General features: G+C 57.5%; 12 protein-coding genes and 1 pseudogene. 7 read left to right on the top strand and 6 right to left on the bottom strand.

Translation table 11 applies throughout. The features are described 5' to 3' along the window. Positions 1-12 precede the first annotated feature (12 nt). From rfbD to rfbC, 4 genes are all read right to left on the bottom strand, one after another. Positions 13-861, bottom strand: coding sequence for a dTDP-4-dehydrorhamnose reductase (gene rfbD, locus ACR0AO_RS18040; protein ID WP_480606497.1), 849 nt, complete (start codon positions 859-861; stop codon positions 13-15). After that, the gene (locus tag ACR0AO_RS18035; protein WP_480606494.1) at positions 858-1724 is read right to left on the bottom strand and encodes a class I SAM-dependent methyltransferase; all 867 of its coding nucleotides are present in this window, start codon (positions 1722-1724) and stop codon (positions 858-860) included. Before ACR0AO_RS18035 ends, rfbD begins: the two co-directional genes overlap by 4 nt. Positions 1725-1786: 62 nt before the next feature. Then, the gene (rfbB, locus tag ACR0AO_RS18030; RefSeq protein WP_480606491.1) at positions 1787-2827 is read right to left on the bottom strand and encodes a dTDP-glucose 4,6-dehydratase; all 1041 of its coding nucleotides are present in this window, start codon (positions 2825-2827) and stop codon (positions 1787-1789) included. Next, positions 2824-3384: a dTDP-4-dehydrorhamnose 3,5-epimerase gene (gene rfbC, locus ACR0AO_RS18025; protein ID WP_480606487.1), complete on the bottom strand. Its 561-nt coding sequence runs from the start codon at positions 3382-3384 to the stop codon at positions 2824-2826. Before rfbC ends, rfbB begins: the two co-directional genes overlap by 4 nt. Before the next feature lie 420 nt (positions 3385-3804). Between rfbC and ACR0AO_RS18020 the strand changes: the two are divergent. Beyond that, positions 3805-4758 (top strand): annotated as a pseudogene (locus ACR0AO_RS18020) (IS481 family transposase); the annotation flags it as partial. 204 nt (positions 4759-4962) lie between these two features. Next, positions 4963-6021 carry a glycosyltransferase gene (locus ACR0AO_RS18015; protein ID WP_480606485.1) on the top strand — a complete coding sequence of 353 codons (1059 nt, stop codon included), beginning with the start codon at positions 4963-4965 and terminating at the stop codon, positions 6019-6021. Positions 6022-6033: 12 nt separating this feature from the next. On the opposite strand, the gene ACR0AO_RS18010 is transcribed toward ACR0AO_RS18015, so the two are convergent. Next, positions 6034-6939, bottom strand: coding sequence for a glycosyltransferase family 2 protein (locus ACR0AO_RS18010; RefSeq protein WP_480606482.1), 906 nt, complete (start codon positions 6937-6939; stop codon positions 6034-6036). Between the two features lie 266 nt (positions 6940-7205). Here ACR0AO_RS18010 and ACR0AO_RS18005 point away from each other — a divergent pair, with 266 nt between their 5' ends. From ACR0AO_RS18005 to ACR0AO_RS17985, 5 genes are all read left to right on the top strand, one after another. Further along, a complete protein-coding gene (locus tag ACR0AO_RS18005; protein ID WP_480606480.1) occupies positions 7206-8606 on the top strand; it encodes a hypothetical protein in 1401 nt (466 codons plus the stop codon). Positions 8607-8719: 113 nt separating this feature from the next. Further along, positions 8720-10318, top strand: coding sequence for a VPLPA-CTERM-specific exosortase XrtD (gene xrtD / locus ACR0AO_RS18000; protein WP_480606479.1), 1599 nt, complete (start codon positions 8720-8722; stop codon positions 10316-10318). 86 nt (positions 10319-10404) lie between these two features. Beyond that, entirely contained in the window at positions 10405-11079 is a 675-nt protein-coding gene (locus tag ACR0AO_RS17995; protein WP_480606477.1) for a metallophosphoesterase, read from the top strand. Between the two features lie 353 nt (positions 11080-11432). Next, positions 11433-12137 carry a VPLPA-CTERM sorting domain-containing protein gene (locus ACR0AO_RS17990; RefSeq protein ID WP_480606474.1) on the top strand — a complete coding sequence of 235 codons (705 nt, stop codon included), beginning with the start codon at positions 11433-11435 and terminating at the stop codon, positions 12135-12137. A gap of 196 nt (positions 12138-12333) precedes the next feature. Beyond that, positions 12334-12525: a hypothetical protein gene (locus ACR0AO_RS17985; protein ID WP_480606471.1), complete on the top strand. Its 192-nt coding sequence runs from the start codon at positions 12334-12336 to the stop codon at positions 12523-12525. 122 nt (positions 12526-12647) lie between these two features. Here ACR0AO_RS17985 and ACR0AO_RS17980 read toward each other — a convergent pair. Continuing rightward, on the bottom strand, positions 12648-14500 hold a 1853-nt coding region (locus tag ACR0AO_RS17980; protein ID WP_480606469.1), incomplete at its 5' end, for a cadherin-like domain-containing protein.

Below are 14500 nucleotides of genomic sequence, written 5' to 3'. Positions count from 1 at the left end.
CGCTGCATGCGATCATCGGATTTCTCCGAGATCCCTCAATATATCACTGAGCCCGTGCCGCCAGTCCGGCCGGGAAATGCCGAAGGCAGTCTCTAACGTGGTGCAATCCAGCCGCGAATTCAGAGGCCGCCGGGCCGGGGTCGGATAATCCGAACTGGGGATATCGGCCACCGCGCAGGGGCTGCCCGTTTGCGCGAATATCTCACGCGCGAAACCGGCCCAGCTGACATCCGGAACCCCGGCAAAATGATAGAGGCCCGTCTTGCCCGGTACCGCCGTCAGTTGCATGGCTATCTCCAGACAGGCTGCTGCGATATCCGCAGCCGGGGTCGGCCCGCCAATCTGATCTGCGACAATGGTCAGCCGGTCGCGCTCGCGGCCCAGCCGCAGCATGGCTTTGACGAAATTGGCACCATGGGCCGAAACCACCCACGATGTGCGCAGGATGGCATAGGTGCCACCGGCCTGCGCCACGGCCTGTTCGCCCACCAGTTTCGAGCGACCATAGGCCCCAAGCGGCCCGGTGGCATCGGCAGGGTGCCACGGGCTGGATCCACTGCCGTCAAAGACATAGTCGGTTGAGATATGAACCAGCGGAATGTTCAGCCCCGCGCAGGCCTCTGCCATTGCGGCAGGCGTGGCACCGTTGATGATCGTGGCGAGGTCTTCTTCATCTTCCGCCTTGTCTACGGCGGTATAGGCGGCGGCGTTGATCACCGCTGCTGGCCGTGCCTTTCGGATCACCATTGCGCACGCCTCAGGATTCGAAAGGTCGGCCTGATCGCGTCCAAGGCAGGTTACATTTTTTTTTATGGCCAGTTCATGCGCGACCTGACCGGTTTTTCCAAAGGCCAGGATCATGTTGACGTTTGACGACGGCGCAACCAAATGCTGCCGGCTGTTCCGTCGCGTTGAAACGGGGCGAAGCCGCCAACTGCTTGGGCCACGTCCTGTTCCATCCGGGCCGTGACAAAGTAGGTAGGCAGAACGATTTCAAAATAGCCGGAGACAATCCAGCCAATCAGAGCGTTCTGTTCTGAATAGTTTCTCACGCGCCATGTGTCAGGATAATCGTCTGGCAGAAAAATATCATGCACATGAACCAGTACCCCCGGTGCCAACCTTGGGAACATGCGATTGAACTGAAGATCGACGTCCATCCCGGGCAACATGATGTGGCTTGAATCGATAAACAATATGTCGTCCGCTTCAAAATCGTCGACCAGTTCCACATCTTCCAACGAAAGCACGCGCTGATGAAGATCAACATCAAGCGCGGCGATGTCACGCCGGGGTGCCGGGTCAATACATGTGACGCGCCCGCTGCTGCCGGAATCCGCAACGGCGCGGGCAAGGGCAAGTGTCGAAGATCCGGACCCGATTTCCAGAACCCGTGATGGGGCCGCGGCGCGGACAACCGAATAGGCCGCCATTGTGTCGAAAGGCGAGAACATGCCACTTTGCCAGTCGAAGCTGCTCGACGCCAATGTCTCTTCGAAGATAGGAAGATGGCCCGCTATCTCCGCAAGATGAGATTTGAATTCAGGGCGGCTCTGGTCAAAAAGTGAGCTGATTTCAGGATAGGTGGGTACAGGCTGTACGCCCGTTTCTACGTAGTCGTACTGGATAAAAAAACCGGCCTCTCGCAACCGTGTCATTGTCAGCATTTGCGCTTTCAGAAGTGAAAGCTTTTCTCGTATCGCTTGCGTTTGAATGCTTGTCATCGTCCCCCGCTTTCGTGTCTCAAAATCAATTCGGGAAGGCCACATGCCGAAAAATCAAATTCTTAAGCCCCGACCCCTAACCGTTCTCCCACCCCGTCACGGTTCTGCAACACCCGCCACCAGTCCTCGTTGTCGAGATACCATTGCACCGTCTTCTCCAGTCCCTGCTCCAGCGTTACCGAGGGCCGCCAGCCCAGTTCCTCGCGGATACGGGTAGGGTCGATCGCATAGCGCAGATCATGGCCCGGGCGGTCCGAAACAAAGGTGATCTGTTCGGAATAGGGTCTGTTTCGGGGACGTTTCCTGTCAAGGATGGCGCAGATCATATGCACGAGGTCGATATTGCGGGCCTCATTTTCGCCGCCGATATTATAGGACCGTCCCACCCGGCCCTTTTGCAGCACGCACAGCAGCGCATCGGCGTGATCCTCGACATAAAGCCAGTCGCGTACGTTCAGGCCCTGCCCGTAGACCGGGATGTCCTTGCCCGCCAGCGCGTTCAGGATCACCACCGGGATCAGCTTTTCCGGGAAATGGTAGGGGCCGTAATTGTTGGAACAGTTGCTCAGCACCACCGGCAGGCCATAGGTCTCGTGCCAGGCCCGCACCAGATGGTCGCTGGCGGCCTTGGAGGCCGAATAGGGCGAGCGCGGATCGTAAGGCGTGTCCTCGGTGAACTGACCGGTCTCGCCCAGAGAGCCAAAGACCTCATCTGTCGAGATGTGGTGAAAGCGGAACGTCTCCGGCTTTCCCGACCGGATCCAATGGGCCCGCGCCGCCTCCAGCAGGGTGTAGGTGCCGGTGATGTTGGTGTTGATGAATGTGTCCGGCCCGTCGATCGAGCGGTCTACATGGGATTCGGCGGCCAGATGCATCACCGCGTCCGGCGCGTGTCCGGCAAACACCCGGTCGAGCGCCGCGCGGTCGCGAATATCAGCCTCTATAAAGGCATAATCAGGTGAACCCGCCACGCCCGCCACATTGTCGAGGCAGGCCGCATAGGTCAGCGCATCAAGATTGATCACCTGGTGTCCGTCCGCGATCGCATGGCGCACCACTGCCGAGCCGATGAAGCCCGCGCCGCCCGTGACAAGGATCTTCATGCCGGACCCTCCCAGACAAAGGGGCTGTCAAAATTGGCAAGGATCGGGGCGCTCGCATCCTTGTCCGACAACACAGGCTCGTCCGTCAATCCCCAGTCGATGCCACAGCTGTCCCAGCGCACCGCGCCGTCACAGTCGGGAGCGTAATAGTCAGTGCATTTGTAACAGACTTCGGTCTCGGGCGCACGTGTGACGAAACCATGCAGGAACCCTTTGGACACCAGAAGCTGACGGCCGTTCTCGGCGCTGAGCTCGGCCCCCACCCATTGCCCGTAGGTGGGCGAGCCCTTGCGGATGTCGACGGCCACATCGAAAAGCCGTCCGCGCCCGCAACGCACCAGCTTGTCCTGAGCATGCGGCGGGGACTGAAAATGCAGACCCCGGATCGTGCCTGTGGCCATGGAAAGCGAATGGTTGTCCTGTACGAAATCCATCTCGATGCCGTGTTCCACCAGCACCCGGCGGTTCCAGCTTTCGCTGAAAAATCCGCGCTGATCACCGAACCGGTTCGGCGTTAATATGCAGACGCCTGGTAAATGCGTATCTTCGATATGCATGAAACCCCTTACTTTTGCTCGTCTGCGACGTAACCGGAACGATCGGAAACCCGCTTTCCATGATTACATCGGTGGACGGTTTCTTCAAAATCGTTACTTTGCAAGCCTCGCTTCACTCACGGTCATTTAGCCTCAGCCGGGTCTGAGTTTTTTCGAAAGCCCCGGAGCTGAGGCCTTGGGAATACGAATGATGGCGCTCCAACATGTTTCGTCTATCCGGGGGGTCCTGTCTGATCTGGTTCTCTGAAATAAAGCAGTCAATGACCGCCTGTCAAAGGCATCCTGAACCGCAATTTGATTTAGAACAGGGCTATCAATACTTTGCTGAAAAGTCACTCTATTAATAGGACGGTTCCGGCCTAGGAGTTTGATCCCAGGTTTTGATGGTGCGATCCATTCGATGAAATGGAAGGAAGCACTATGGGACAAGTTCGTCATGGCAGCGCCACGACCACGCACGCCATCCGAGCAGCAATACAGCGATCGCAGGCTTCGATCGCGGAGCTGAGCAGGGAACTAGGGATCAATCCCAAGACGGTTGCGAAGGGGCGCAAGCGGCAGTCAGTTCAAGATCTGAAGACCGGCCCCAAGGAGCCACGCTCAACTGTTCTCAGTGAAGCAGAGGAAGCGATGGTCGTTGCGTTTCGTCGACATACACTGCCGCCGCTGAATGACTGTCTCTATGCCTTACAGCCGACGATCCCGCATCTGACCCGCTCATCTCTGCACCGCTGTCTGCAGCGCCACGGTATCTCGCGTCTTCCCGACATGGATGGTGGCAAACCCAAGCGCCAGAAGTTCAAGCGATACCCCATTGGCTATTTCCACATCGACATCGCCGAGGTTAGAACCGAGGAAGGCAAGCTCCATCTCTTTGTTGCCATTGACCGAACCAGCAAGTTCGCTGTGGCGCAACTGGTCGACAAAGCAAACCGCAAGACGGCATGGGAATTCCTTGAACTCCTTCTGGAGAGCGTGCCCTACCGCGTCCACACGGTTCTGACAGACAAAGGTATTCAGTTTGCCGAACAACCCCGGAACAGGAACACCATCTACTCTCGGCCAATGCGGTTCGACATGATCTGTGAAGCAAGCGGTATCGAGCATCGTCTGACAAAACCGAACCATTCCTGGACCAACGGCCAAGTCGAGCGCATGAACCGCACAATCAAGGATGCAACGGTGAAGCGCTATCACTACGACAGCCACGATCAGTTGCGCAGCCACCTCACCGACTTTCTGGATGCCTACAATTACGCCCGTCGTCTCAAAACACTCAGTGGCCTCACGCCATACGAATACATCTGCAAAATCTGGACATCAGACCCAGATCGATTCATCTTAAATCCGACCCACCAGATGCCGGGATTAAACACCTTGGGCGCGATTTACGGAAGTTTTCGCAAGGAGATACTGGAAAAAGGTGGGCAGGTGGGGTTGTTTTGGAATGCCGGGTCTTGCCCGGAATGTCGGGATTGTTTCGAAAAGGTTGGTTTGTGTGTCGCCGCGCTTGTTGAATAGGGTGCTGCTGAACGATCTGGGCCCGAAAAATGTTTTCATGGAGTACCGGTTGTGTGTTTGAGTTCCGAGAACAAAGAGGCGCTACGGGTTGGATCGTGGCCGGGTTATGGTGCCCGGCACAATCAGTTCATCGAATTGTTCCTGGATGGCTTGAGCGCGAATGGGTGCGCCACGATCAGTCTGGAAACGATTGACGATTTTGCCATCCGGGACCTGGATGTCCTGGTGCTGCACTGGGCCGAGCGAGTCTTTTTCGCAGCCAGAAACCGATGGGAGATCCTTGGCCGCATTGCCCGCATGATCGGGGCCTTGCGCGCGATGTCGCCGCGCACGAAAATCGTCTGGCTGGTGCACAATCTTGAGCCGCATGACCCAACGCGCATGCAACGGTTGATCTGGCGGCCATATACCCGTTTGCTGGCGCATTACACGGATGCGGTTCTGACGCTGTCGCCGGGCACGCAGGAGGGAGTCAGATCCGCAGTTCCCCGCTTTGACCGGTTGCCTATGGGGTGGGTTTGGCATCCCGCCTATCCGGATGCCGTTCTGCCTGATCTTCAGACGCAGATTGCCCGCCAAGAGCGTGGCTGGACGGAAGGTGAGATTGTCATCGGCTATTGCGGGCAAATCCGGGCCTATAAGGGCGTCGAGGAGCTGGTCGAGGCATTTAGCCAGACCAAAAACCCATCCTTGCGCCTGTTAGTTGCGGGTATGGTGCAGCCGGAAGGTCTGGCCGGTAATTTGCGAGACCTGTCTCAGAATGACGAGCGCATCCATTTCGAATTCGGAAACCTTCACCCGGGTGCTTTCAGAGAAGCGTTGAATTGCTGCGATATCATAGCGGCGCCTTTCCGGAAGTACCTGCATTCGGGCTCTCTTATCCACGCGCTGAGTGCGGGACGGCCGGTGCTGACGCCGTCCACCCCGTTCTCCTGTGCTTTGCGGGATAAGCTGGGCGCCGACTGGGTGCGGCTTTACGAGGGGGATGTGACGGCGGAAATCATCAATCGCATGGCCAGCGACCGCGCGCGCGCGGCAGGGCCGGACATGGCGGATTTCAGCGCCACCGCCACGGGGGCGAATTGCGCGGCCTTTCTGCGCGCCCTTTGCGACTGAAGGGCGGACAGGTTATTTCCGCAGAAGACGCCACAGCAGTTTCGGAGCTTTTTGCGTAATGGCCGCCGCTGTTTTCAGGGGGTGAACACGAAATGCTTCACCTACCAATTTTCGGGCAATCTGTTGGTGTCCTGTCTGTCTCAGCGCTTGAGCGAGAGAGAGCAGCATATGAGCCTGGATGTCAGGATAGGCATCCAGGATTTTTCGGTTCTTCTTGAGAATCCGGAGTATCCCGAGCGTTTTCTTGCGTGAATTGAGCGAGATGCTGTCCTTGGAAATGAAGCTGAGAACAACCGGTTCGAGATCTTCATAGACTTTTGTGTGCTGCACCAGCCGGACAGTGAATTCCCAGTCCGCATTCGCCTTTGCACAAGGATCGAACCATTTCACGTCGGGAAAGCAGCCGCGCCGGAAAACCGTGTTCTGCAGGCTGATCCGGTTGCTTAGAAAAAAGCCCTTAACCTGATCCTCTTCCAGCGTGATCTTTTGAGCCGGCGGCGGGGCAACGGCGACCTTGCCGGGGCCGTAATTGTGAAATTCGTCGCGCCCGTAAAGGATCTTGGATCCTGTCACGACGCCAATGTTTTCGGGCAGGGATTCAAGTATCTCGATCTGTCGGGCCAGCTTGCCCGGGAGCCACATATCATCGCTGTCCTGGAAGGCGATGAAGCGGCCACGAGCCATTTCCAGACCGGTATTGCGCGCCTTGGAGGCGCCGCCATTGACCTGATGCCTGACATAGCGTACCCGGTCATCGGCAAGCGCCTCGACAACCGGCCGCAGGTCGCCTTCCGATGCATCATCGACAACGATCAGCTCCAGATCCCGGTAACTTTGCGACAGCACGCTTTCGCAGGCCACTTTCAGGCTGTCAGGGCGTCCATATGACGGGAGGATGACGGAAACGGAAACACTCATGATCTTTACCTACAAAAGAACGGTGGCATTTTTGTGCTCGAAATATCCGGACTATCGGGCTCGAAGCGGCCAGCTACCTTTTACCCTTACACCTGTTGTGAAGGAACAGTAACCTTCGGGGGCTCTTGCGCAGTTGCCAATTGCTTCAGTCATTGTGGCTTTGGCGTTACGTCTGGAACGGCTGGTGCGGGCAGGCGCTCTTCTTGCATGATTTCCTTGCGCAACAGCGTTAGTGAATGGTCAGGCAGAGCAGGTGGATCATCAGGATGAAAATCAGCAACAGCAGGACAGTCGGCGCCTTCGTGGCGGTCTGTGCCAGTGTTGTGTCTGTCCGCCCCGCCGCCCCGCAGGAGGTCGAGGCCAGCGGGTTGACCCAGAGTTTCGGCATCTCCTCGTCCTTGCGGGTCAATGACAATTTCGGGCTGGATGACCCGTCGCCGGGCACCAGCACGCTCTGGGACAACACGCTGACCTATGATTTGCGGAAGGAAACCCCGCTGGACCGGCTGTCGCTTGGGCTGAGCGGTATCCTGCGGTTTTCGGACATCCCCCTCCGGTCCAGCGGGTTCGAATTCGATTCCCCATCGGCCATTGCCGGTTACGGCCGCACCGGTGCCAACAGCCTGCTGGATTTCCAGCTGCGTTACAGCCAAATCGATCTGAATTTCGAGGATCCGCTCCGCCGGATCGAAGAGGATCTGGACGATGTCGCCGATGACGAGCTAATCTTGGACGAAGGCACGCGGGCAACCACCAATGCAGGGCTTGGGTTCGAAACCGGGACCAGCGATCCCTTTGGGGCCGGTTTTTCGGCAAATTATTCCCGCGTCGAATATGACGACACCACGGATCCCGACCTCTTTGACCGCGAGACCACCTATAATGAGGTTTTTGGCCGCTTCAGCTTTTCTCCCGTTCTGGAGGGGCGGCTGAGCTATGCGCAGGAGGACTATAAGGCCGATGATGCGGAAGGCACGGATCGTGTCAGCCGCTTCACCGCCTTCTCGCTGACCTATGACGTTGATCCCGCAACCCTGCTGGAGGTGACGCTCGGGTATGCCGATATCGACGAAACCCAAGAGTTCGGGAGCGATACCAGAGAGCGCGGCGTGACCGGCAGCCTGGACCTGACCCGCGAACTACCCAATGGCACCGCCGGGCTTGAGCTGGACTCGGACCTGAGCGTCAACGGCCGCCGTGACACGATCCTGCTTAACCGCGCGCTCGAATTGCCGCTTGGCGAACTTGAGGCCGGCTTTGGCCTGACTCGCGGGCCATTGGGCGAAACCAACCCGATTGGCAACCTGCGCTACGTGCACGAAGGCCCGCGTACACGGCTGACAGCCGGGTTCGATCGCAGCTTCAGAACCAATGACCGCAGCGAGGAAACCCGCCGCACCCGGGCGGTGCTGGGGTATGAGGTGACGATCAACACGCTGTCATCGATGAATTTCACGCTTGATTATGCCAGCGTGTCGTCGATTGGCGACGGCAGCGCGCAGAACAACAAGATCGGAACCTTCCGGGCCGCCTATGTGCGTGAAATCACCAACGACTGGGACCTCTCGGTCGGGTATGAATACATCAACTATGAGACCGACACCGATCCACGCACGGATTCCAACGAGGTTTTCTTCACCCTGTCACGGCGGTTCACGACACGCTGATCCCTGCGGGGACTCGCTTTTGCCCGGCGCGCTGCTATGATACGATTTCCAAAAGCCGAAATACGTATGTTCCCAAGTTGTTTTTCTGTCAGTTCAAGAACGGCTAAATTTCGATGTCCGCCACACATGAAACACACGCACTTGCCCGCAGTTTGCCCACCATAAACCCGGCGGGGCTGGCATGGTTTTTGCTGCTTCTGGCCGGGTCGGTGCCGATCTTCTGGATCGGGCTGGTGTCGCTGGCCCAGGCCTGGACCACGCCGGAATACAGCCACGGCCCCCTGATCCCGGTGATCTCGCTTTATCTTTTCCTGCGCGAGTTGCGCCGGATGCCGCCGCCCGAAAACCATGTCACTGACCGCTGGCCGGGCATTATCGTCGTAACGCTGGCACTGGTGCTGGCCATCTTCGGCAACCTGACCCGTATTCCCGATATCGTCACCTATGCGATGATCATCTGGGTAGGGGGCGTGGTTCTGACCGTTTTCGGCTGGACGCGCGGGCGGCATCACCAGTTGCCCGTGATCCACCTGGTCTTCATGCTGCCGCTGCCGCAATTCATCTACTGGAAACTGACGATTTTCCTGCAATGGGTGTCGTCGGTGATCGGCGTCTGGTTCGTGAGCCAAGCGGGCGTTTCGGTCTATCTCGAAGGCAACGTGATCGATCTGGGGGTCTACAAGCTGCAGGTGGCCGAAGCCTGTTCCGGGCTGCGCTACCTGTTCCCGATCCTCAGCTTTTCCTATCTTTTCGCTCTGCTCTATCGCGGGCCGCTCTGGCACAAACTGGTGCTGCTCTTGTCCGCTGTACCGCTGACCATCCTGATGAACTCGATCCGGATCGGAATCATTGGTGTGCTGGTCGACAGCTACGGGATCGAAGCCGCCGAAGGCTTCCTGCATTTCTTCGAAGGCTGGGTGGTCTTTCTGATCTGCATCGCCATCCTTTTTGCCATGGCCGTAGTTCTGCAGCGACTGGGGCCGGACCCCAGGCCGCTCGCGGACGCGATCGATCTGGACACGCAGGGCTTCGGCCCGATCGCGGCGCGGATTTTCGCGATCCGCCCCTCACCCGCGCTGGCCATGGCGGCACTGCTGACGCTGGCCGTGTCGACGATCTGGGCGTTGCAGCCGGAGCCCGACGCGGAGCCGGTCGACCGTGACCCGTTTTCGTACTTTCCGCGTCAGTTCGGAGACTGGTCCGGTTCCGGCGCACGGCTGGATCCGGCTGTCGAACGGGTGCTGGGAGCCACCGACTATCTCAACACCACCTATGCCCGTCCCGGAGAGCCGGGATACATCAACATGTTCGCGGCCTTCTATGACAAGCAGACCGAAGGGTCGGGCATCCATTCCCCCGAGGTCTGTCTGCCCGTGGGCGGCTGGGAGATTTTCAGCCTTGAAGCCTTTGAGGTCTCGCCCGGCGTGGATACCTATGGCGCGTTCACGGTGAACCGCGCGGTGATCCAGAAAGGGCTAAGCAAACAGCTTGTCTACTACTGGTTCGAACAGCGCGGCAAGCGCCAGATCAACGATTTCAAGGCCAAGATCGGCGTGGTCATGGACAGTATCACCATGGGTCGCACCGATGGCGCGCTGATCCGCTATGCCACCCCGATCGCGGCGGGTGAGACCGAAGCCGATGCCGATGCCCGCCTGCTTGGTTTCATGGGGCTGAGCATGGAAAAACTGCCGCGTTTTATCCCGCTTTAGAGGGCAGCCGCCTTGTTGTTGTCAAAACGCGCGGCCGATCCGGAAACTGGCCGGAGGACGGAATTCTGAATACCTGGCTTTCTGGATTGTGGTGGCAGCCTGGGCCAATCGCCCCGCCGGCCCCGTTTTACGTCATCGGGGATATTCATGGTCGGCTGGACCTGCTAGAGCAGTTGCTGGAGCGGCTTCCCGACGGTGATCCGGTGATCTGTCTGGGCGACTACATCGATCGCGGTAAGGACAGCGCCGGAGTCGTGCGGTATTTGCGGGCGCGATCCGATATCCTGTGTGTAAAAGGCAATCACGAAGCCATGCTTCTGGCGTTTCTCGACGCCCCCGATCTGAATGAGGCGATATGGCTGCACAATGGCGGTCTGCAGACTTTGGAAAGTTTCGGGGCTTTCCCGGATGCGCCGCCCAGGCATCTGCGCGATGCGCTGGTCCGAGCCATGGGGCAGGAGCTGATCGCTTGGCTGCGCGCTGCATCTGTCGGGGAATGTTGCAGTGACCCATGCCGGAGCAAATCCGCGCCTTGCGATAGACAGGCAGAAGGAGCGGGACCTGCTGTGGGGGCATCCCGATTTTGGCCGCAAGCGCCGCAAGGACGGGATTTGGGTTGTGTACGGGCCTGGATTACCGCTGCACCCTTTGCTGTGCGGGGCGTTGTCGCGGTGGATACGGGCGCATTCAGGAGCGGCTGCCTGACCGCCGCACGGATCGAAAGGGGCGGAGTTTCCTTTTTCCAGGCTCGGGATATCTGACGCGGGCAGCCTTGGAGAAGCTATGTGGATTGGCAATGATTGTATCCATAACGGAAACACAGAGGATTGACTGATTCAACCTTTGAACTCAGGGCATGAGCGAATATTGGCGGCTTGCCCGATTCGGACGACATGGGCAGACGTCACCTTGACAGGGATAATCGCCCCGCATACGCGCAATTGTGTCCGAAAAGTGATGTATTTACTTACTTGCGACACAAATTTACCGATTCTCCCAAAAAACTTTCCTACCTAAGGCTGAACAAGGTATGATGGTTTTGTAAGGGGTACGAACAACTCATCCGGTCGTTTCCAAATCGGCAGCAATCGGTGTATGATTACGAGGCATTTCGATGATGAATTTCAAAAAACTCATAGCAATCGCAACTGTTGTCTCGGTGGTGGCAAGCGGGTCGGCAATGGCCCTGACCATGGACATGCACGGTTCGGCGGCAGGCGGCTATAAACGAGCCTACATAACCGCGCCTCAGGCCGGAATATACAACTCTCGTGTCAGGACCGGCGGATACGCCATGACAGATACGACACCGGCGCCCAATAACGTCTTTGGCGATTTTGTTGCGTTCTGTGTAGATCTGAGCGCCCGGATAAAGCGGAACACCGGGTATCAGTACAAAGTTTCCGATGGAGCTTTTTCGAACAGTCTGAACCTGGTTGCCAACGGGGCGGTCGAACGCATCCAGACGATTTTTGATGCTGCCTATGATCGGGCCGGCAAGAATCGCCGCAGCTCAGCAGCGTTCCAATTGGCGCTGTGGAATGCCGTTTACGACAATGATTGGAGCGTCAGCAGCGGCCCCGGATTTGCGGCTTCAGGCAACTGGCGCTTAATTCGGAAAGCTAACAAATATCTGGCCGCGGCGGAAAAGTATCAGGGCGAAAAGAAATGGGATCTGAGCTTTCTGGAAAGCGCCGACAGACCGCGCCACCAGAATCTGGTAACCGCGTCAGCAGTGCCGCTTCCGGCAGCAGGTCTGATGCTGTTGGGCGCCCTGGGAGGTCTGGGCATGTTGCGTAGACGTCGCAAAGTCGCCTGATATCAATATTTTCCGATATTTCTGAGGGGGTCCTTCGAAAGGAGGATCCCTTTTTCAATCTCTTGGCAATTCTCCGGAACAGGCTTTTGATCATTAATCCGCCCAATTTAGCACTGTAACGATTTTTTAATGGACCCTATTCAAGGGAACTCTACCCTAGGGTGAGCGGATTCGATTTGAGCCAAGGAGCATCGCGATGGGGATTTTGATGCTAGCCGTTCTGACGGGTAGTATGGGTGCACTTGCAACTCTTCTCGCCGGGTATGGGCTGGTGATGGCTTTGGCTGTCTATGTTCTGGCCGGGTTGGCCAGCGTGCCGGTTCTGGTCCTGCCCGTGCTGGGATTCTGCGCCCTGCGCAAACGTCTGGGTTTACACGGTTCAACCTGATCCCGAATCAACCCTGACGGCGTGGCTTTTCCAGTTGAATGAATTCTGACCGAAAAACGAACAAGCCGCCAAAGCATGCTCTGGCGGCCTATATCATTCATGACAGATAGGATCTTTTAGGGTCAGGCAATCAGATCCACAGTTTCAATCGACAGGGCCTGATCAAGGATCACCACATCCGAAATGGTTCCGTCAAAGGCGTGATTGACATGATCGTCTTTGTCGGGGCTTGACCATCCAAGTCCCCCGATCTGCATGTATTGTTTGTTCACGCTCAGATCGAAATCGAACTCCTGGACACCAATCAGTTGGCCGTCCACGGCTAGGCCGATTTCGCCGTCGCCAAACCAGGTTTGTATCTCATAGTCCCTGTTTGCATCGATGTTTTCGATGGTGAAATAGGCATCGCTGTCCGCATCCTGAAAGCGCAGGACCAGATCGTCCTTCTCCAGCATGATCGACAAATGATTGCCGTCGCCGCTGTAATAGCGAGCGTCCTTGGAGAACAAGCCCTGTCGGCCATTCAGATTGTCAGCATTGAACGTGAAGGCGATCGTGCCCTCCTGCAACTCCAAGGCGGCATCGTGTTCGAGATTGACGATGCTGCTGGTCCGGCCATCGAAGTTGACCGTTTCGATCTGCTCGAAAACGGTATTCGCATCGATGTCATCTGGCAGTGTGGGGACGGAGTTGACGGTAATGTTTACGGTCGCGGTGTTGAAATTTTCACCATCCGTTATCGTGTAGGTAAAGCTGTCGACACCCGTAAACCCGGCGTTCGGCGCATAGGTATAGGTGCCGTCACCATTGTCGGTCAGGGTACCATTTCCTGGTTGGGTCAGGCCCACCAGACTGATGGCATCGCCGTCGGGATCGTTGTCATTGGCCAGCAGATCCGAAGCCGCATCGACCGTCAGATCCAATCCGGCATCCGTGGTCAGTGTGTCGTCCACAGCGTCCGGGTTATCGTTGCTCGGCAATGGATCAGAACCATAGATCAGCTCCTGCATCTGCTCCGGGGTCCATTTGCCCTCGACGATCACGGCATCGGAAATCGTCCCGTTGAACACGTCCCCGAAGCCGGATTGACCGGATTTGCTTGACCATCCCCGGGCGCCGATTTGCAAATACTCGGCATTGGTTTCCCAGGTCATCGCGAAATTGGCGGAGTGCGCCTGTTCCCCGTCCAGCCAGACGCCGACCTGATTATCACCAAAGGTGATCTGCAGGTCGTAGTCCGTATTTGCCTGAATGCCGCTGATCCGGACAATCTCATCTCCGGAGCCATCCTGGAAACGCACGATCAGGGTGCCATTTTCGATATAGCTGACCAAATGGTTGCCGCCGCCGGTATAGTAGCTGGCATCCTTCGAAATCAGCCCCATCACCCCCGACACTGTATCAGCGTTGAAGCTGAGCGAGATGGTTCCGCTGCTTAAGGCCAGATCGCTGCGATGGGCCACTTCGATCACGTCCGTCGAACTGCTGATTTCCTGAGTGCCCAACATGGAGAACGCTGCCCCCTCGAGCGTGGGCGCAGTCGGGTTCTGGTCGGTGTCGCCGCCGCTATCCGCATCGTTTCCGTCGTCTGGAGTGGTATTTCCGCTATCGGATCCGCTATCGGGAAGGGGTGTCGGGGCGGGGTCTACCGGGTCGTAGGATGTCCCGTCAAGCAGTTCCATGAGCCGTTCGTTGGCGCCGTATTGCTCGGCCACGCTGCCCTCGACGGGACGCAGGTCCTCAAGTGTCATGCCATAGCCGATATCGCCCTGGAAATATTTGCTGTATTCGCCTGAATCGGCAAAGTAATTAGTGGTCGTCTTCTGCTCGTACGAGCCGATGAAGTTCCCCGAGTTGGAATTTGCGCCGATGACCAGGGTTGCCTTGCTGCCGGTGCCATCAAGGTGGATTAGGGTGTTGTCGCGCACGGTGATACCGGACGTGGTGGTGCCGTAGATAGCAACACCGTTGACCA

Source organism: Ruegeria sp. AF8 (assembly GCF_056541825.1).
Note: the sequence above shows the minus strand (reverse complement) of the source record. Positions and strands in the feature narration are given on the sequence as shown.

Coding starts and splice junctions, on each gene's coding strand:
- ACR0AO_RS18035 (WP_480606494.1), bottom strand. CDS start 1,724: ATGACAAGCATTCAAACGCAAGCGATACGAGAAAAGCTTTCACTTCTG.
- ACR0AO_RS18005 (WP_480606480.1), top strand. CDS start 7,206: ATGAAAATCAGCAACAGCAGGACAGTCGGCGCCTTCGTGGCGGTCTGT.
- rfbC (WP_480606487.1), bottom strand. CDS start 3,384: ATGCATATCGAAGATACGCATTTACCAGGCGTCTGCATATTAACGCCG.
- rfbB (WP_480606491.1), bottom strand. CDS start 2,827: ATGAAGATCCTTGTCACGGGCGGCGCGGGCTTCATCGGCTCGGCAGTG.
- ACR0AO_RS17990 (WP_480606474.1), top strand. CDS start 11,433: ATGATGAATTTCAAAAAACTCATAGCAATCGCAACTGTTGTCTCGGTG.
- ACR0AO_RS18010 (WP_480606482.1), bottom strand. CDS start 6,939: ATGAGTGTTTCCGTTTCCGTCATCCTCCCGTCATATGGACGCCCTGAC.
- xrtD (WP_480606479.1), top strand. CDS start 8,720: ATGTCCGCCACACATGAAACACACGCACTTGCCCGCAGTTTGCCCACC.
- ACR0AO_RS17985 (WP_480606471.1), top strand. CDS start 12,334: ATGGGGATTTTGATGCTAGCCGTTCTGACGGGTAGTATGGGTGCACTT.
- rfbD (WP_480606497.1), bottom strand. CDS start 861: ATGATCCTGGCCTTTGGAAAAACCGGTCAGGTCGCGCATGAACTGGCC.